14 protein-coding genes and 1 pseudogene are annotated in these 19,283 nt (G+C 66.0%); 4 read left to right on the top strand and 11 right to left on the bottom strand.

Features of this window, described 5'->3' with window-relative positions:
* The first annotated feature begins 56 nt into the window (after window positions 1–56).
* From LB566_RS10480 to LB566_RS10470, 3 genes are all read left to right on the top strand, one after another.
* Window positions 57–1,607 carry a sugar ABC transporter ATP-binding protein gene (locus tag LB566_RS10480; RefSeq protein WP_224624364.1) on the top strand — a complete coding sequence of 517 codons (1,551 nt, stop codon included), beginning with the start codon at window positions 57–59 and terminating at the stop codon, window positions 1,605–1,607.
* Entirely contained in the window at window positions 1,604–2,578 is a 975-nt protein-coding gene (locus LB566_RS10475) for an ABC transporter permease (protein WP_224624363.1), read from the top strand. Before LB566_RS10480 ends, LB566_RS10475 begins: the two co-directional genes overlap by 4 nt.
* 229 nt (window positions 2,579–2,807) lie before the next feature.
* Entirely contained in the window at window positions 2,808–3,788 is a 981-nt protein-coding gene (locus tag LB566_RS10470; protein ID WP_224624362.1) for an ABC transporter permease, read from the top strand.
* Window positions 3,789–3,836: 48 nt separating this feature from the next.
* Here LB566_RS10470 and LB566_RS10465 read toward each other — a convergent pair whose 3' ends face one another.
* The gene (locus LB566_RS10465; RefSeq protein WP_224624361.1) at window positions 3,837–4,277 is read right to left on the bottom strand and encodes a hypothetical protein; all 441 of its coding nucleotides are present in this window, start codon (window positions 4,275–4,277) and stop codon (window positions 3,837–3,839) included.
* Window positions 4,278–4,571: 294 nt separating this feature from the next.
* Here LB566_RS10465 and LB566_RS10460 point away from each other — a divergent pair, with 294 nt between their 5' ends.
* Window positions 4,572–6,557 (top strand): ABC transporter ATP-binding protein/permease, encoded by a 1,986-nt coding sequence (locus LB566_RS10460; protein ID WP_224624360.1) that lies wholly within the window; start codon window positions 4,572–4,574, stop codon window positions 6,555–6,557.
* An 18-nt stretch (window positions 6,558–6,575) separates the two neighbouring features.
* Here LB566_RS10460 and LB566_RS10455 read toward each other — a convergent pair whose 3' ends face one another.
* From LB566_RS10455 to LB566_RS10410, 10 genes and pseudogenes are all read right to left on the bottom strand, one after another.
* On the bottom strand, window positions 6,576–7,118 hold the full coding sequence (locus LB566_RS10455) for an invasion associated locus B family protein (RefSeq protein ID WP_224624359.1): 543 nt from the start codon (window positions 7,116–7,118) through the stop codon (window positions 6,576–6,578).
* A gap of 150 nt (window positions 7,119–7,268) precedes the next feature.
* Window positions 7,269–7,736 (bottom strand): DUF4189 domain-containing protein, encoded by a 468-nt coding sequence (locus LB566_RS10450; protein ID WP_224624358.1) that lies wholly within the window; start codon window positions 7,734–7,736, stop codon window positions 7,269–7,271.
* Between the two features lie 49 nt (window positions 7,737–7,785).
* Window positions 7,786–8,472: a hypothetical protein gene (locus tag LB566_RS10445; RefSeq protein WP_224624357.1), complete on the bottom strand. Its 687-nt coding sequence runs from the start codon at window positions 8,470–8,472 to the stop codon at window positions 7,786–7,788.
* 13 nt (window positions 8,473–8,485) lie between these two features.
* Window positions 8,486–9,073 (bottom strand): invasion associated locus B family protein, encoded by a 588-nt coding sequence (locus LB566_RS10440; protein WP_224624356.1) that lies wholly within the window; start codon window positions 9,071–9,073, stop codon window positions 8,486–8,488.
* Between the two features lie 7 nt (window positions 9,074–9,080).
* A pseudogene (locus LB566_RS10435) lies at window positions 9,081–13,655 on the bottom strand (YadA-like family protein); the annotation flags it as partial.
* Between the two features lie 299 nt (window positions 13,656–13,954).
* Window positions 13,955–14,539: a helix-turn-helix transcriptional regulator gene (locus tag LB566_RS10430; protein ID WP_224624354.1), complete on the bottom strand. Its 585-nt coding sequence runs from the start codon at window positions 14,537–14,539 to the stop codon at window positions 13,955–13,957.
* A gap of 127 nt (window positions 14,540–14,666) precedes the next feature.
* Complete coding sequence (locus tag LB566_RS10425; RefSeq protein ID WP_224624353.1) at window positions 14,667–15,395, bottom strand: helix-turn-helix transcriptional regulator; 729 nt, start codon at window positions 15,393–15,395, stop codon at window positions 14,667–14,669.
* Between the two features lie 551 nt (window positions 15,396–15,946).
* The gene (locus LB566_RS10420) at window positions 15,947–16,147 is read right to left on the bottom strand and encodes a hypothetical protein (protein ID WP_140500096.1); all 201 of its coding nucleotides are present in this window, start codon (window positions 16,145–16,147) and stop codon (window positions 15,947–15,949) included.
* A 188-nt stretch (window positions 16,148–16,335) separates the two neighbouring features.
* A complete protein-coding gene (locus tag LB566_RS10415) occupies window positions 16,336–17,427 on the bottom strand; it encodes a BsuBI/PstI family type II restriction endonuclease (RefSeq protein ID WP_224624352.1) in 1,092 nt (363 codons plus the stop codon).
* The gene (locus LB566_RS10410) at window positions 17,424–19,196 is read right to left on the bottom strand and encodes a class I SAM-dependent DNA methyltransferase (RefSeq protein ID WP_224624351.1); all 1,773 of its coding nucleotides are present in this window, start codon (window positions 19,194–19,196) and stop codon (window positions 17,424–17,426) included. Before LB566_RS10410 ends, LB566_RS10415 begins: the two co-directional genes overlap by 4 nt.
* Between the last annotated feature and the right edge of the window lie 87 nt (window positions 19,197–19,283).

Raw genomic sequence — 19,283 nt, 5'->3', positions numbered from 1 at the left:
GGACAGAGGGGGCGCCGTAGAGCGCCAGCAATTGAGTTTCTGATACGGACAGCAATTTGACCACCAGCCCCCTCCTCGACGCCTCCGGCGTCGCCAAGAATTACGGCGCGGTTGCCGCGCTGCGCGACGCGTCGCTGTCGGTGCTGCCGGGCGAGGTGCATGCCCTGATGGGCGCCAATGGCGCCGGCAAGTCGACGCTGGTGAAGATCCTGACCGGCGCGGTTCCTGCCTCGGCCGGGCGCGTCCTGATCCGTGGCGAGGCGCGCGATATACGCTCGCCCGCCGCCGCGCGTCGCGCTGGCCTTCTGCCCGTCTACCAGGAACCGTCGTTGATCCCCGATCTCGACATACTGTCCAATCTGCGGCTGACCGGCACGCCTGTCGAGCCGTTCCGCGCCTGGGTGCGCGAACTCGGCATATCAGACCTCGACCTGCGCGACACCGCGCGCGACATTCCGCTGGCGGTACTGCGCGTGCTCGACCTGGCGCGGGCGCTCGCCGTCGAACCCGACGTGCTGCTGCTCGACGAGATGACCGCGGCGCTCCCCGCCAACCTCGCTGAAAAAGTGCTGGAAGTCGTGCGCCGCCAGGGCGACAGCGGCCGTGCCGTGATCTTCATCTCGCACCGCTTCGTCGAGATCTCGGCGCTCTGCGACCGCGCCACCGTGCTGCGCGACGGCGCGACCGTCGGCGTTCTCGACATCGAGCCCGGCGTGGAGGAAAAGATCGTCGAACTGATGCTCGGCGCCCGCATCGAAAAAACCAAGGTGGCCGCCCGCGCCGCCGGCCAGGCCGCCACGTCGACCCCTGCCCGCCCGCGTCTCACCGTGCGCAACCTGCGCGTCGGCACCAAGCTCAACGACGTCTCCTTCGATCTCGCCGATGGCGAGGTCGTCGGCGTCGTCGCGCTCGAAGGCCAGGGACAGGATGAATTGTTCGCCGCCCTTGCCGGCTCGATCAAACCGTCCGGCGGCACCATCGAGGTCGACGGAAAGCCGGCGAAATTCACGCATCCGATCGACGCCATCCGCGCCGGCATCGCCTATGTGCCGGGCGACCGCTCCGAGGCCCTCGCCATGCAGCGCTCGGTGCGCGAGAACATCGCGCTGCCCTTCAGCGCCGCCTTGCGCAACTGGGGGCCGATCGCCATGCGCAAGGAGCGCGCCACGGTGGCGAGCGCCATCGCGCGCCTCCAGATCGACACCCGAGCGCAAGGCGAGGTGCAGCGCCTGTCCGGCGGCAACCAGCAGAAGGTGACCATCGCCCGCTGGATCGCGGCGGACGCCCGCACCATCCTGTGCTTCGACCCGACGCGCGGCATCGATGTCGGCACCAAGCAGGAGATCTATAAATTGCTGCGCGAGCTCGCCGGCCACGGCAAGTCGGTGCTGTTCTACACCTCGGAACTCGAAGAGGTGCAGCGCGTCTGCGATCGCGTCATCGTCATCTTCGGCGGCCGCGTCGTCGATATCTTCCCGGTCGAGGAGGCGGACGAGCCGGCACTGATGCGCGCCGCCTACGGCCTGCCGCGCGGCGTCAAGGCCGATGTCGGCATCTTGGCGGACCCGACAGCAAATGCCCCGGATGCACCGGAGGCGACGCCATGAGCCATCTCTTGCGCCGTCAGGGCTGGGTCGCCGGCCTGTTCGCCCTCCTCATCGTGCTGTTCGTCGTCACCAAGCTGATCCAGCCCGGCTACGGCAGCGGCGATTTCGGCTCGCTGGCGCGCGCCGTCTTGCCCTACGCCTTCGCCGTGGCCGCGCAGACCGTCGTCGTCATCGCCGGCGGCATCGACCTGTCGGTCGCCGCCATGATGGCCCTGACCAGCGTCACCGCCGCCTCGATGATGGCCGGCGCCTCGGAAGAATACGCGCTGTTCGTGGTGCCTTTCGTGCTGGCCATGGGTTTTGTGCTTGGCGCGCTCAACGGCCTGCTCATTGTGGTCACGCGCGTCCCCGACATCGTGGTGACGCTCGCCATGCTGTTCGTCCTGCAAGGGGCGGCCCTTCTGGTGCTCGGCGCGCCGGGCGGGGCCGCCGCCGAATGGCTGAAGGCGATGATTTCAGGCACCGTGCCGATACCGGGCCTGCCGCAGAACATCGACGCCTGGCTGCCGAAGGCGCTGCTGGTGCTGATCATCTGTCTCTGCATCGTCTGGATACCGCTGAGGCGCTCGCGCCTCGGCCTGTCCATCTACGCCATCGGCTCGAGCGAGCTGGCGGCGTTCCGCAGCGGCGTGCCGGTCAAGCGCACCCGCATCATCGCCTATGCGCTGTCGGGCCTGTTCGCGGCCATGGGCGGCCTGGCGCTGACCATGAGCACCGGCATCGGCGCCCCCATCCCCGGCCCCTATCTGCTCGCCAGCGTCGCGGCCGTGGTGCTGGGCGGCGTGGCGCTGGGCGGCGGCAAGGGCGGCCTGCTCGGCCCCATCGTCGCCGTCTTCGTGCTGCGCCTGGTGCGCACCGACCTCACCCTGCTTGCCATCGACCCCAACGTCACCGCCATCATCGAGGGCCTGATCATGGTCGCCGTGGTGATGTTCGGGGCGTTCATTACGATGCGAGGGCGGCAGTCGTGAGGGGGAATGACTTGGCGCGTAGCGCTCTACGGCGCCCCCCTCTGTCCTGCCGGACATCTCCCCCTCAAGGGGGGAGATCAAAAGCTTTGGCGCCCCGCGCTTTCCCGCAACGTCGGAGATTGGCGAAAGCCGCGACAACAGCCAATCTCCCCCCTCGTGGGGGAGATGGCCGGCAGGCCAGAAGGGGGCGCCGTAGAGCACAACCTTCCCAGAGCATCGGGCAAACTCCATGAGCACCACCGCGATCACACCCGTCCCCTTCGGCCGCCGCGTCAAACGCTTCATGGCCGACCGGCCGCTGATCCCGCTGATCATCCTGCTGGTCATCCTGGTTGTGATTTTGCAGATCCTGCGCCCCGGCATCGTCAACGAGCGCTGGATCGCCAACACCATCAAATTCGCCATTCCCCTGGCGATCCTCGCCGGCTGCCAGACCATGACCATGCTGACCGGCGGCATTGATCTCTCGGTCGGCACGGTGGCGACGATGAGCGCCTTCATCATGGCTACCCAAGCCGTCAACCAGGACTCGGCCGTGGCCTTCCTCCTAGCGATGATGCCGGCGGTGCTGATCGGCCTCGTCAACGGCATCGGCGTCGGCGTCTTCCGCGTCCATCCGCTGATCATGACGCTGGGCACCAGCCTGATCGGCACCGGCTTCCTGCAGGTCTATCAACGCACGGTGATCGCCTCGGGCGCCAAGATCCCTGATTTCCTCGCCTGGCTCGGCACCGGCGTGACCGCGGGGTTTCCCAACGCGCTGCTTCTGTTCATCCCCGTCGCGGTGCTGATCGTCTTCGGCTTGAACCGCACCGGCTTCGGCCGCCTGCTCTACGCCGTCGGCGACAATGAGCGCGCGACCCGCCTCTCCGGCGTGCGCTACTGGCAGGTCATCACGGCGCTCTACGTTCTCTCCAGCCTGCTCGCCGGCATCACCGGCCTGCTCTATATCGGCCTGATCAAGGCCCCTTCCCTGTCCCTTGCCGAACCGCTGGTGCTGCCCTCGGTGGCCGCCGCCGTCATCGGCGGCACGTCCATTTTCGGCGGCCGCGGCGGCTATACCGGCACTATCATCGGTGCCTTGATCCTGACCGTGCTGACGACGCTGCTGACGATTTTGCAGATGCCGGAGGGGGCAAGAAGGATCCTGTTCGGCCTGATCGTCCTGTTCGTGACCGCGGCCTATCTGCGGATCGTGGAGGAGCGGTAGGAAGGGGCCGCCGGCCCATCCCTCGAAACACCAACGCAGTGACCGCCCTCACTTCACCGTGATGCTCATGCCGCTGAGATCGGCGTTGACTTGCAGCCCTACCTGCCTGCCCGTGAGCTCGAGCTGGGCGCCCTTGTCGTTCGTCATGACGATCACCTGGGCGCCTTTGCCGAGCGCGCCGCCGCCGCCCGCTGCGCCGTACACCCCGGTCACGTCCCGCGCGCGCTTGATATGGCGCACGGTGCCCCGGAAATAGGTCTTGGAGGCACCGAAGGCGAGGCCGCCCGAGATGCCGCCGACCGAGATCGGATACCGGCGGCCATGGAAGGTCAGCGTGCCCTCGCCTCCGGAGCCACCGATGAAGAAGGCCGCCTTGTAGACGGAGAAGCGGATCGTTCCGCTGTCGGCGTGCGCGGCACTGGCAAAGCCAACGCCCGCGGCGGTGATGACGGCAATCGCGACTGAACGAAACCTGGACGAAATCATCATGACGAAGCGCTCCTCAAGATTGCCGCCTACCGGCCGGGCCGGGACGTCGGCATCGCATCGAAGTCATGGCTAAACAGTCTCGCCCATCAATTGGTTCCAAGCACATGGCCTCGCTCCGGCCGTGAGGAGACAGTCACGAAACGGGGCGGCCAGTGGGCGAATTGTCGAGCGGCCGCGGGCGGCGTCGCGGATCGAGCAGGGGAGCACGGGAGAGCCTTGGCGCCATCTGGAGCGGGCCTCGTGAAACCTTTTGATTTTTAGGCCGTTGTCGCCGTTACATCCGAGGCTGAACTCATGCCGAAATCGGTCGACGGCGCCAGGCGGCGCAAGGCAGAGAAGTCGCACCAGGAGAAGGCCTCGACTGTCGAAGTTGCATCCGAGGTCGTGGGCGAACCTGCGCCGCCGCCCGGGGCCATCGAACCCGGTCCGGAGCTGACGCCGCAGGAGGCCGAGGAGGCGCGCAAGCGATACCTGCTGAGGCGCTTCTGGATCAGCGCGCGCGGCTATTGGAGCACGCGCGGCGACAAGCTGGCCTGGCCGTTCACAATCGGGCTGTTGATGCTGATATGCATCAATGTCGGCTTCCAGTACGGGATCAACATCTGGAACCGCTCGATCTTCGACGCCATCGAGCAGCGCGACGCCCACACCGTCTATGTGCTCAGTGCCGTATTCCCGCCGCTCGTGGTTGGAAGCGCAAGCCTTGTCGTTGCGCAAGTCTACCTTCGCATGACGATCCAGCGCCGCTGGCGTTCCTGGTCGACCACCGCGATCATCGCGCGCTGGCTGGCAAGCGGCCGCTATTATCAGCTGAACCTCGTGAGCGGCGACCACACGAACCCTGAAGCCCGCATAGCGGAGGATTTGCGGATTGCGACGGAGTCGCCCGTCGATTTCATTTCCGGTGTCCTCAACGCGTTTCTGTCGGCCTCCACCTTCATCGTGGTGCTGTGGACGATCGGTGGGGCGCTGACTTTGCCGGTCGGAAGTTGGAGCATCACCATCCCCGGCTTCCTCGTGGTGACCGCGGTGATCTACGCCGCCATCACCTCCACCTCGATGGTCGTCATCGGCCGCCATTTCGTGCGGCTCTCCGAGCAGAAGAACCAGGCGGAAGCCGATTTCCGCTACACGCTGACGCGCGTGCGCGAAAACGGCGAGAGCATCGCCTTGCTCGGCGGCGAGGAGGAGGAGCGCAGCGGCATCGACAAGACGTTCGGCACGGTGCTCCGGCAATGGGCGCTGCTGACAGGCCAGCACATGCGCACAGCCCTGGTATCGCAGGGGTCGAGCCTGTTTGCGCCGGTCGTGCCGGTCTTGCTTTGCGCGCCAAAATTTCTCGAAGGCAGCATGAGCCTCGGACAGGTCATGCAGGCCGCCTCCGCCTTCGCCATCGTGCAGGGCGCGTTCGGATGGCTGGTCGACAACTATCCCCGCCTCGCCGACTGGAACGCCTCGGCACGGCGTATCGCCTCGCTGATGATGTCGCTCGACGGGCTGGAGCGCGCTGAACGCAGCGATGCGCTGGGACGGATCAGGCACGGCGAAACCGAAGACGGCGCGATGCTCAGCCTGGACAATCTCTCGGTGTCGCTCGACGACGGCACCGGCGTGGTCAAGGAAACCGAGGTCGAGATCGAGCCTGGCGAGCGGGTGCTGGTGGCCGGCGAATCCGGTTCCGGCAAAAGCACGCTGGTGCGGGCCGTCGCGGGTCTGTGGCCGTGGGGTGGCGGCAGCGTCGACTTCCACCCCGGCAGGCGGCTGTTCATGTTGCCGCAACGTCCCTACATCCCCTCCGGGACGCTGCGCCGCGCGGTCGCCTATCCGGCCGCCGCCGACAATTGGACGCTGGAGAAGATCAACGCCGCCCTGGAAAAGGTAGGGCTCGATTACCTCACCGGCCGGATCGAGGAGGACGCGCCCTGGGACCAGACCCTGTCCGGTGGCGAAAAGCAACGGCTCGCTTTCGCGCGCCTGCTCTTACACCATCCCGATATCGTCGTGCTGGACGAAGCGACATCGGCCCTCGATGAGAAGAGCCAGGACAAGATGATGGAGACCGTCATCCATGAATTGCCGAAGGTGACGATCATAAGCGTCGCGCATCGCGCCGAGCTGGAAGCCTTCCATAGCCGCAAGATCACACTGGAGCGGCGCGAGGGCGGCGCAAAGCTTGTCAGCGACATCGATCTTGTGCCGCGCAAGGGCAGACGAAACTTGCTCGGGCGCGCCTTGTGGGGCTCCGGCGCTCCGGCCCAGAGGCCGCGCGAGCTGGAGTAAAGCCGACTTCGTCCCTCCTCAGCGCCCGCTCAGCGCCGCGACGCGGTCGAGGGCGGCGCCGAGGCCTTTCAGGGAGACGGGAAAGTTGAGCTTGGTCTCGGCGTCTGTGATGACGTTGAGCGTCAATACGCCGCCCGCTTTCAGCTTCTGCGCCAGCGCCCGGTCGATCGGAAACTGCGCCACGCATCCGTTCGGCAGGCAGGTGCGGAACCGCAATTGGCCGAGGGGCGGCTGGTCGTCGATCTGGATCGTCACGCCTGGATCGAACAGGATGCCGAAAGGCAGAAGCAGGGTTCCGCTCAATCCACCCTTCGGCCCCGTGCGCAACTCCACCGCCAGCAGCCTCTGGCCGTTCTTCTGCGTCTGGTCCTGCGAAACCGAGCAGGACCGTGCATTGTCCTGGATGGTGCAGGCCAGGCTCCAGTCCTGATAGGTCTCCTGGAGCGACGACGCGCCGTTTGGAAGCGTGGCCGCCTGCTGCTGTTGCGCAGAGGCACTCGATGCGGCCAAGGCCGCCGCGCAGAGTGCGGCCGCCTTCAGAAGAACAAATCTGTCAAACAACGATTGCGACTTTCTCTTTCGGGTTTTTACGCGCATGGCCCCGAAAACCGGTGCGATCTTCGGGACCCGAGGGCCACCGTCATCTGCCTCACGCAGGGTGCAAAAGCAATTCCAAAGCGCCTCGCCCGAATCCGTTTCGGCCGGCGCGCTTCAGGTACAGACCCACTCGCGGATCTTGCATTCGGTTCCCGCCGCCTCGCAGGCATGCAAAGCGAGGTCTTCCGCGTCCTTGCGGGTCTCGGCCGAGTTCGCGCCCCACGGCGTCAGCCGGTCGCTCTGCTTCTCCTTAGCCACGGCCAGGGCGCCGCAGTGCTTGTAGGGAAAGCCCGTCTCGTCGTCGTCTGTCCAATGGCGGTGGTTGCGGAATACGGTGACAACAGTGCAGCCCTTGCCGCCGGCGTTCTCGCAATATTTCATCGCGGCATCCTTCGCCTCCTGGCGCTTGTCGGCGCCCCAGAAGAAGCCGTGCTTGGTATCGACGCTGGAATAGGCGATCGCCCCCCAGATGCCCTTTTCCTCCTTCGGCTCCGGCTCCGGCGGCGCCACAAGGTCGGCCGACACAACCTGCCCGCTCCACAGCAGGGCCATGCACAAAACTGCCAGACGTCGCGATTTCATGGTCTGCAATCCTTTCCAGGAGCCCTCGCCCATTCGCCTATCCCGTAGCTCACTTCGACGCCGACGCGATCGAGATCACCACGCAGCTGTTGCCGGTCGGCAGCAGAAGCGCTTCACCCGAATTGCCGCCGAGCTCGTACACTTCCACCTGGCCGAGATGATCGGTGATCTTGCTGCCTTGCGGAAGGATGGAGGGAATGTCGGAGCAAGCGCTGGCGAACGGCGCCACCCGCACCATCGCGCCTTCGCAACCCGAGGCGGTAGGCGATGCGAAAACCACGCCGGCGGCCGGTCCGCTGTATTTTTCCGTTGCATAATCCATGCCGACGAGGGCCTGCACGGCGTGCTTGTCGGCGGCCTGGTCGTTCCACAAGGATTTGACGCTGTATTTCGCGCCCGTCGTCAGGACCTGTCCGAGCACCGGAAAGATCGTCGAGCAGGCCTGCACGCCGGCCTGTTTGACATGTTCGAGGAAAGGCGAGTCCGGCAATGCGGGCGGCGCCGTGCCGGCCTGCGGGGCCGTCGGGGTGCCGACGAGCCCGGCGATCGCGGCATAGTTCGCCGCGGCGAAGCCGATGCCGATCATGGCCAGCCCCAGCAGGGAGAAGCCAAGAACGCGCGGCCACCGTCGCTGCGGCTCGGCGACCCTCTTGCGATCGGGCTCGACGATCCTCTTGCGATCCGGCTCCACGCTCGGGCCGCGCGCTGGGGAGATGAACGGGTCTTGCTGGCTCACGGTGCTGCCTCGGTTATTTGATTGGCGCAAGGGCCTCGGACAGTCCCTTGAGCGTTGCGGTCACGGTAATCGTCTGGCCGTCGACGGTCGGGTAGGAGATCGCCGGCGTCGCTTTCTGCACGATCTGCTGGCGCATGATAGGTCCCACCGGCAGCATTCCGACACAGACCATTTCGTTGCAGCCATTCAAGCGAACGCCGATCGGGTCGCGCCCGTCGAACTTCACCGACACCAGGCCGTCGCTCTTCGCGTTCGGCGCGGTGCGCAGGATCATGTAGGGCTTGCCGTCCTGCGTGGCGGCGAGCGACCAGCTGAAGGCCATCTTGCCGGCCCCGTCCTCGATCACCTGCGAAACGTTGCAGACCTTCTTGCGCGCCTTGAGGTTCTCGTCGCAGATCAGCGTCCAGTTCTCGAAGGGGCGGATGGTGCGCTGGTAGTCGCCCAGCTTCACCTCCGGCGGCACCGCCACGTCGGACGGCTTGATCCTGTAGGGCGCGGTCGCTTGCGCGGCGGCCGACCCGGCGGCCAGGGAGAGGCCGCCGGCAGCCGCCAGGCAGGTCAGGAGGAAGAGCCGGGCATGATGGCTGGTTGCCCCGTTCATTCCCGCCTCAGTTCAACGTGAGGCTCAGGCCGGCGCCGACACCGACATTTCCGCCCGCCGCCGTGCCCGAGACATTGCCGCGGATACGACCGTCCTCGCTGGTGTAGCCGGCGCCGAAGGCGAAGGCGCTCGCATCCCGCCAGAAGCCGCCGCCGACCGCCACGCTCAGCTTGCCGGGCCGGTCGTCATAGCGCAGCGAGGCAGCCGCAAGGCCGATTGCCGCCGCTTGCCGGGCTTCGTCGCGGATGCCGCTGATGTCCGAATTCAGTTGGCCGAGTTTCTGGTCGGTATAGTCGTTGGCCTGTTGCAGGGTCGTGGCGGCCACCTTGTCGGTATAGGTGTTGGATGTGCTGATGGCGGTGTCCAGGCCCTTGGTCAGCTGGTTGACATTGACCGCGTCGGTGCCGGCGACACCGGGGCCGACATTGGAGATGACGACCGGCGCGTTGACGTCTCCGCCTTGCAGCGTGATGCTGTTCTTCTTGCTGCCGTCCGGATTGGTGTCGTAGGTCACCGCGGTCTGGTTGAGATTTCCGACGCCGGTTTGCAGGTCCTCGATCGCCTGGTTGGAGGCGAAGAGCTGCGAACCGTTGATCGCGTCGGTGCTGTCGGCTGCGACCCGTCCGGCAGCGACATTGGTGATCGTCCTCTCCGCGCCAGCATCGCCGACGCTGACCGTTCCGATCGGCGTCGTGCCGGCAAAAGCGTAGGTCTTGCCGTTGATGACGGTGCTCGACGTGCCGACGGCGGTCTGCGTCACCGAGCCGGAGCCGAGCGCCACGTCGTTGGCGTTGTTGGCCTGCGCGCCCTGGCCGAGCGCGACCGCGCCCTGCCCGGTGGCCGTCGAGCCATGGCCGGCGGCCAGGCTGTCGGTGCCGCTGGCCACGCTTTCAGGTCCGATCGCCACGGCGTCGGTGCCGCCGGCGATGCTGTCGGCCAGTGTCGAATTGGCGTGGAAGTACTTGATGCCGCCGCCATTGTTGATGGTGGTCAGCGCGTTGTCGACGGCCGTGAGGCCGTCATAGACGGTCGAGTAATTGTTGCCCTGGATGGTGTAGGTCGGGCCGGTGACCGAGCCGTCGGGATTGAGGACGGTGGTGCCGCCGAACAGGCTGCTGACATTCTGCTCCAGGCCGCGCAACTGCGAGACGTTGACGCCGTCGGTGTCGGCCGAGCCGGCCGCGACATTGGTGAGCTTGCGCTCGGCCCCGGCACCGCCGATCGACACCTCGCCCACCGAGGTCTGCGGGGCGGTCAGCGCAAAAGCCGTGTAGCCGGCCTGCGCGCCGACCGAGGTGATGGACTGCGCGCCCAGCGCCACGCTGTTGATGAAGGTGCTTTGGGCGCCGGCGCCGAGCGCCACCGACTGGATGCCGGAAGCGAGCGAATTGGTGCCGAACGCCAGGCCGTCGGCCAGCATCACATGCGCGTTCTGGCCGATGGCCGTTCCGCCGGGCGCTGTCTGGTCGACGACGGCGCCGTTGCCGATGCCGATGCCGTTATCGCCGTTGACGACCGTGGTCGGACCGACCGCGACCGATTCCGCGCCGACCGCCAGCGAGTCGGCCGCCACCGAATTGGCATGGAAATACTTGGTCGAGGTCGCCGATACGGCGGCGATGGCGCCGGCGAGCTGGCGCACCGTCACCGCGTCGTGATCCTGCGTGCCGTCGGCCACGTTGGTGATCTGCCGGTAGGATGTAGCGTTGCCGACCGACACGGCGCCGAGCAGCGTCTTGTCGGTGGTGTTGTACTCGATGAAGTTGGATGGGCCGGCGGGCAGTTGCCCGGTAACCGGAGCGATCGGGCGATCGGAGACCGAACCCGAACCGAGCGCCACGCTGCCGTCGGTGCTGGCCAGGGTGCCGCGGCCAAGCGACAGCGCGCTGTCCCCGGTTGCGGTCGCCTGGTAGCCGACAGCCGTGGAGCCGACGCCCTGTGCGAAGGAATCGGTCTGCGCCAGGCCGGCTTCGTTGGTGCGGGCGTAGCGGATGCCGATGCCGTTGGCGTCGGTATAGGCGGTCGAGGTGTCGCCGGCGATGTTGTTGATCGTGTTGCCGAGATCGGTCACGCCAGTGCCGATATTGGCGATATCGGTCGTGTTCTGCGTCACCTGCTGGTTGGTGGCGAAGAGCTGCGAGCCGTTGACGGCATCGGTCGAACCGCCGTTCAACTGTCCGGCCGCGACATTCTGGATCTGGCGCTCGGCGCCCGCCGAGCCGACCGAGAAGGCGCCGGCTGGAGTGCCGCCGGCGAAGGTGTAGTTGACGCCGCCGATCGTCGTGCCGCCGACTGCGGTCGTCGCGCCCGACGCCGAATTCAGGCCGATCGCCACGTCGCCGGCATTGTTGGCCACCGCATTGGGACCGACGGCGACGGAATCGGCTCCAAGAGCCTGCGAATCCGCCAGGATCGAGTTGGCGTGGAAATATTTGATGCCGCCGCCGACATTGATGTTGTTGAGCGTGACGCCGATGGCGTCGACCGCCTGGTTGGTGGCGAAGAGCTGCGAACCATTGATGGCATCGGTCGAGAGCGCACTGATCCGCCCCGCCGCCAGGTTGGTGAGCGTGCGTTCGGCGCCGGGCGCGCCGATGCTGACGGTCGAGAGCGGGTTGGTGCCCTGGAAGGCATAGGTGGTGCCGTTGACCACCCCGCTCGCCGTGCCGACCGCCGTGGCGGTCACCGAGCCGGAGCCGAGCGCCACGTCGCCGGAGCTTGCCGCCGCCGTCGCGCCGTCGCCCAGCGCGACATTGCCGGCGAGGCCGGCCGCGCCCGCCGTGGAACCGTTGCCGAGCGCCACCGAGCCCTGCCCGATCGCCTTGTTGCTGTTGCCGATGGCGACGGCGCCGTTGGCCATATTGGCCGCGGTGGCGGTCGCCGTGCCGTCGCTGTTTGCGATGTTGTTGGCGCCGCCGGTGAAGGCGCCGGTGCCGCTGGCATAGCTCGGATCGCCGATGGAAACCGCGCCGTCGCCATAGGCGGTGTTGCCGGACCCGATGGAGACGGCCTTGCCGCCGGTCGCCACCGCATTGGTGCCCATCGCGACCGCTCCGGCGGAATCGGCGGTGGCAGCCGGGCCGACAGCAATGGCGTTATCCGCTGACGCATTGGCCTGGAAACCCGCGGCGAACGAGTTGACGCCGGTGGCATTGGCATTTGCGCCAACTGCCGCAGCGCCGCTGGCAGTGGCGTTCGCGCCCCCACCGACAGCCGTCGAGGTCTCGCCGGAAGCCACGGAGAAGACGCCAACCGCCAGGCTGTTGGTTGCGCTAGCGCTTGCGCCGCCGCCGAGCGCCGTCGAACCACTGGTCCCCGACGCAACGGAGCCTACGCCGATGGCAACGGACTGGGCGGCCGAAGCCGCCGCCGTATCGCCTAGCGCCACGGACTGGTTTCCGCTCGCGGCGGCTTGGTATGCCCCGGCGAACGAATTGGTGCCGGTGGCCTGGGCCACCGTTCCGATCGCAATTGCGTTCTCGGCTCCTCCGTTCGCGTTGATGCCCAAAGAGACCGCCTGAATCCCGCTGGAGACCGCGCCACCGCCGATCGCTGTGCTGTTCACACCGCTGGCAGTGGTGGACTCGCCTAAAGCCAGGGTGTTTGCCTGGCTCGCGGCCGCGCCAGCGCCTAAGGCGACGGCATTGATGGCTGTGGCTTTTGCGAGAGACCCCATGGATACGCCGCCCGTCGCCGAGGAGGTCGCTCCGTTGCCTATCGCGACGGTCAGATTGCTCGAAGCAACGGCTGTGGCGCCCATCGCGATGGCGGCCGTTCCCGTTGCCTTGCTTGAGCGTCCGATCGCGGTGGCATCAACCTGAGACGCCGTCACATCCGTGCCGATGGCGATTGCGCTCTGGGCCAGCGCCCCCGTTCCGGCGGCGGTGAGCGATCCGAGATAGACGGCGTTTATCGCGGTTGCGGTCGACTGGAAGCCGACAGCGATGGCATTCTGGCTGTTTGCAGTGGCGTTGGTACCCTGGGCAATGGTGTCCAGCCCCGACGAAACTGCTTGACTCCCGAGCGCAATGGCGCGCCCCCCGGTTGCTCGGGACCCCCAGCCTCCAGCGAATGACGTGCCGCCGCTGGCTAAGGAGCTGACGCCGACGGCGGTGGAGTTGCCTCCAGAAGCAACGGAGAAGGTGCCAAGAGCACTGGAGCCGGCGGCGATGGCCTGAGCGTCGACGCCGAGCGCCACCGTATTGACGTTGTTCGAGATCGTGCCGGAGCCGATCGCCACCGCGCCGCCGGTGCCGGTGGCCGACGCGGTCCGACCAATGGCGACCGAGTATTGCGCCGCCGAGTTGGCCTGGAAGCCGAGCGCTATTGCCCAGACATTGGTGGCGGTTGAGCCATTTCCGATCGCCACGGCTTCGGGAGTGGTCGCGGACCCGCCACCGGCCTGATATTGCGCCTGGGCCGGCGTCGCAGCCATGCCGATCGCGAAGGCGCCCAGCATCGCGGCCGCCGCTGACGCCCCGCCGACGCCCAGCGTCCCCAGCCCCAGGCGCTTGCGCCGCATGCCGAGCACGCTATGAGCCAGACGCAGCACCGCCATCAGGCGGCGCCGGGTCGAACGGGAGCGAGGATCGGCATTTGCGATCCAGTGAGTGGCGAAATGCGCCGCACGACGCTGAACAAAAGAGCCGCTCGAAATGTGGCCGCCCGAAATCTGATTGTCGGTCATGGTTCCCTCTCCGCTGGCCGGCACGAAATGTGACAATTCCGCTCGGCAGCAGAAAGACATGATTCCCGCTCGCGGTATTTCACGAAATTGCTGTGTTGTGAGAAAAGATCCGAGCATATAGGCGGAGGTTAACGGCTCGTTACCTTAGCAACTGCTTTAAAACCAAGTAATCAAATAATGCCGAGGGCGCGACTTCATCTAACCTTGGCCTTAAACTTGGCCACCCGCGCCTGCATCGGCGTCATCTGCCGGTATTTCTTCATCATCGTAGTGAAATGGCTCTGGCTCGAAAAACCGCTGACATGGGCGATGTCGGCGATGGTCATGCGGCTGTCGGCAAGCAGTTTTTCCGCGAAGTCCAGTCGGAGATCGAGGACATACTGATGCGGCGGCATGCCGAACGTCTTCGAGAAGGCGCGCACGAAGTGATAGGAGGAAAACCCGCAAACCTCTGCCATTTCGGCAAGCGCCAGCTTGCGCGAGAAGTTCTCGTTCAGGAACTCCTGCACCTTGCGCGCGCTGCGGACGGAAAGCCCGCCCTTCACGTTGAGCAGCGGCTGCCGGGCCGAAGTGGCTCCGGAAACCGATCCGGGGGGACCATCATCGCCCGGCATTTTTCGGCCTCCCGATATTTCCCAGATGAACTTCAACCTGAGGCCTCCCTCCCCGTTCCCCTGAAAAACAATTCGTGATTGATCGAAGCGGGCCCGCATCGCCAGCCCCGCATGTGATCGATCCGGCCGGATGGCAAACAATGCACGAACTGAATGGCATTCCAATGACTCCAGCAAAGCTTGGGGCACAGGTGGTGACGGATGTATTTTGAAAAACTCCGGAAGCCTTGTAGGAAATTCCGGTCCTGGATGGTCGGCCAGCAGGTGTTGCTACTTTGCCATAGTCGGGCCTTCAGGTCTTGAGCGAAGCATTCCCGGCCTCGCCCGGCGTTCTTCCCCTGTATTTCTTCATGGTCGCGGCCAGATGACTCTGATCCGAGAATCCGGCGAGGTAGGCGATTTCGGCGATCGGAAACTCGCCGCCGGCCAGCAGCTTTTCCGCGAGGTCCAGGCGCAGGTTGATCAGATACCGATGCGGCGGCATGCCGAACGTCCTGGCGAACCTTGCGATAAAATGATTTGGTGACACCCCCGCGACCGATGCGAGCTCGGCGACCATGACTTTTCGCACGAAGTTCTGGTCGAGATACTCTCGCACGCGTCGGGCGCCAACGGCCGAGAGCCCGCCTTTGGACGACACGGCCTGCCTGTTGCGGCCCGTGTAGGTGCGCAGCAGATGAACCCCGAACACTGTCAGCAGCGAGTCCAGGTAAAGCTCGTTGGGCGGCAGCCTGCCGGTCAGTTCGGCAGTGATCATTTGCGCTATGTTGAGCGCCCTCAGGTCAACCGTGCCGAACGCGGGCGGCTCGAGCTCCACGCCCGGGAGGTCGAGTTCATGGGCCGCCAACTCGGACAGCGCTTCGGGAGAGATGGAAACGACGGCGTTCTCCCTGGTCTGCGACCAGGCCAGCCTGCTGTCGACGCCCGCTGGGTTGATGACGAGACAGCCGACCGGCGCATCGTACTGCGTGGTCCTGTCGCTGCCGAGCGAGGCTCTCAGTTTGCGTGCCGGCCTCAGCACGATCCCCGTCGAATGCTCCCTGGCCAGGAATTTCTGCGATCCAGGGCTGCGGACGGAATAGATGACGCTGCCGCGCGCAGTGGCTCTTCTGGGACCAGCACTTTCCGGAATGATATCCAGGACGTATCGAGCTGTCCGCTCTTGATCGACACCCCGGGAAGCGCCGCTTTCCCGAGCCCCGCCCGCATGTTTCATACGTGTCGCCTCAGCCGGCTCACCGCCGCTTGGTATCCCCTTCCCCTAACCCGGAATCAACGTAACGCACACACCTCGGATTGGAAAGAACTTCCACGCGCAAAGAAAATTCTTTATTCGAGATAAGAAAGAAGAATTGACCGTCGAAGGAAGTTCAGCAGCATTTCTACCGTCAATAGCGAAGAGCCTTGACGGTTCTTCGCTTACGGATTCGTCGGCCCGGGCGGAAGCCGGCAACGCATCGGTCACGAAGGAAGAGTTCACATGCACGGCTGTGTCGGCCCCGTGTTCCGACAGCGTTGTTCGGTATCAGTGGCACGCAACGGCGCGGCGTGGAGCCAGTCGTTCATGGCCGTCTATTGCGGGTCCCCGCGACCTTTCTCGTAAAGATCCCACGCGAGTTCCACAAAAGCCAGAAGCACATCATCCTTGTCCCAGCCGGCCGCGACCGCCGCCTCGACGATTTCGCCCACGAGAGGCAACAATTGGCGCTGGCAGGCGAGCGGGATGTCGGCCTCGGACTCATCCACTGGAGGTCCATCGAAGTTGAACTTCATCGTTTGGCGCTCCCCTCGCCATCAAACGAAATGCTACTCGTTCCCAACAAACGAAGTGCTATTCGCCAGACCTTATTCCTATACAATAAGTCCAACATTAAACATAGCAGGCTAGGCCGCCAAGGGCGCGCAAAACAGGATAATCCGTGGATCGACCGGCTGTCCTAGTGACGCTGGGGAAAGCGTTATTACATCACTGTCCAAGGCAAGCTGCCGAATGGACGCCCGTCGGCCGCGCCGTCATGAAGCACGAGGAGTTGGCCGGGTTCGGAGACGAACCAGGCGAACGAACCCCAGGCAAGCTGCGCGACGGTCTTCTTGAAGCCGGCTGACTGGCGGTCCTGATAGGCGGTCAGGAACGCGATCTGCTTTCGGTCGAAACCGGCCGCGTCCGTGACGGCATGGAGGGCATCGCGCCGGCGATCCGTGATGGCGCCATCGGTCGCCACCACTTCCACGAACAGGATCAAGGGCTCCTTGCGGCCGAGATCGGCGAGGATGATGTCGGGCAGGTTCCTGTCGGCCTCGATCTTGAGGCCGATCGCACTGGCGACGGCGTCGTCGCGAAGGACCACCTTGTTGCCGCTCTCGCTCAGCCACAACATGGCAGGGGCGGCGAGAAACCGTTTGGCGAACACCTCGATGACGGCTTGCGCGATGACCGAACTCGGTCCCGGCGCCAAAAGCCTCGTGTCGCCGTTCGGAAAGGTGACGCGGATGCCGGCGGTGTTGGCGACGGCGCCGGCGCGCATGATGGTCACGCGGGCCAGCGCGCCCTTGCTGAGATGCGTTTCCTGGAAGTCCGCGATGGCTGTTTCCAGCGCCTCGCCTTCCAGCGCCGGGTCGAACAGGGCGGCAAACGCCGCTCTCAGCGCATAGCGGGGCTGGCCCGAAGTCGTCGGCAGATCCTCGCGACGCAGCACCGCGCCGATCGCCACCAGCCCGTCGCGCAGCGTCTCGTCGCGGATGGGCTCGCGCGTATTGTCCGCGTACCAGCGCGATCCCGCGACGGCGCCGTTCTTGCGCAGGACGGTTGCGGCATAGGCATCGCGATCCGCATCGTCCGCCAGCGCCGCCTGCTCGCGGGTCATGCGATAGACATGGACGGGGCCCAGGAATCGCCCCGAACCCTCGACGGCGCCGATATAGAGAGCGGCAAACACGGTGCTGGCGGCAAGTTCGCGGATGCAATAGATGCGGTTCGGCGTGCCCTCCGGAAAGATCAGCGGCAGGCGCCCGGCGACAAGATCGCGCGTCGCATAGGGCGGCCGTGCCGTCATGCAGGCTCACCGTAGAGGCGGCTGCATTCCGCCTCGATTTTTTCGCGCGTCGCACCGGCTGCGACAAGCTTCGCCAACGTGCTGGTGCTCTTGGGCGGCGGCAGCGGCAGCGCTTCCAGTTCGAAGGCGGAAACGGCGACGCTGCCGCTGATGCAGCGGAAAAGATCATCGACGACGCGGCTGTTCAAAAGCGCCGCCACGACCGCCGCCGGCACTTTCGCGCTGCCGGTCGCGCGGACCATGTTGAGATGGTTTTCGACGACGACGCCGCCATGCGCATCGATGAATTCCTGGCGAAGTTCGGCGGCGATCAGGCGCCGGGCCTGTTCCTTGGCGGTGGTGCGCTGGACGAGGATGCAGGGTTCCTCGACAAGCAGCCAGCCGTCGCCGGCCTCCAGCTTGAAATAGGGAGCATGGTTCTTCTTGCGCGCGCGATAGGCGAACTGGCCGTCGGCGGTCACGGCTTCGGCCCAGATCAACGGATGCACCCCCTTGCCGCCGGCGCGATCGCGCAATTGACCCTTGAAGCGGTTCCAGACCAGCGGACCGGTCGAGACCCCATAACCCCAGTCGGCAAGGCGATGCGTCATGGTCTCGGCCCGGGCGATGAGCCGGCTGTGCTCCGGCGTGCGCGGCGCAAGCCAGGGCGCGGCGCGGTCGGATGGCAAGCCTATCGTGCCGTTGCGGGCAATCCCGGCCTCGGTCTCGGAGGCGACGGTCAGGTAGTGGATCTGCGCGCGCCGCGGCTCCGCGCCGTTGACGTAGACGGCAAGCAGCGTCTCCTGCAGCACATCCTCGAAAACGCCGCGCCGCGCATGCACGAAGTCGATCGCGACGGGCGGCGCCTCCTTGGCCAGAAGGCTGCGCAGCGCCGAATAATACTGGCCGCCGAGAAAGCTTGTCGGCGTCAGGAAGGCGATGAGGCCGCCAGGCTTGGTCCAGCGCAGCGCGGTGTCGGTGAAAACGCCGTAGAGATTGGCGTGCCCGTAGAGCCCGCGCGCATAGCGCTCGCGCAATCGCGACGGCAGCGAGACCCGCCCATAGGGCGGATTGCCGACCACGAGGTCGAAGACGGGTTCCGGATCGGCTTCAAGCGTGTCGCAGGCCATCACCATGGCGGGGGCGGCCCGCCCGGCCCTGGTCGCGATATCGGCGAGCGCGATCTCCAGGGCGCCTTGCGCCAGCCGCGCCGCGAGAGGGTCGATCTCGAAACCGGCAAGCCTGGTGCCGACATGGCTGAGCGCGAAGGCGGGCTCGCAATCGCCGAGCGCCGCGATCATGCGGTGCGCGGCATGAAACAGAAACGTCCCACCGCCGGCGGCGGGATCGAGAACCCGGGCGCTGCGCCAGTCGAGGCCCTCTTCCTCGGCCTGGTCGAGCAGGCGGTTGACCAGGGCCGGCGGCGTGTAGAAGGCGCCGCGCTCACCGCGCTCCCTGGCCGGAAGCAGGACCGGATAGAGGCTGGTGACGAGATGCAGCGCTTCGAGGATCGGCAGCCGCGCGGCGGTCTCCCCGATGCTGCGCGCAAGGGCGGAGGCCGGCTTGTCCAGCGCCTCCGTATCGAAGGCGAGCGAGGGGCAGATCGCCGGGGAAATGCCGAGCGCCGCCGACAAGGCCTCCAGCGCGCGCCGGGTCAGCGAAACCGCATAGGTTTCGCGATCGCATTCGTCGATCGTCTCGCACCATGCGCGCGCCAGAACGCGAGCCTTCGACAGCTCCGCGCGCGCCGCTGCCAATGCATCGGCCGCCGAGCGCAAGACGGCAGCCAATTTCGACCCGCGAATCTGTGAAATTTTTCCCATCGCCCTCGACCATACCGCGCAAGACTCACCGATGCGATAGAGTATCACATGTTC

Source organism: Mesorhizobium sp. CA13, assembly GCF_020165235.1.
GTDB lineage: Bacteria > Pseudomonadota > Alphaproteobacteria > Rhizobiales > Rhizobiaceae > Mesorhizobium.
The sequence above is the reverse complement of the archived record's forward strand: the minus strand, read 5'-3'. Positions and strand labels throughout refer to the sequence as shown.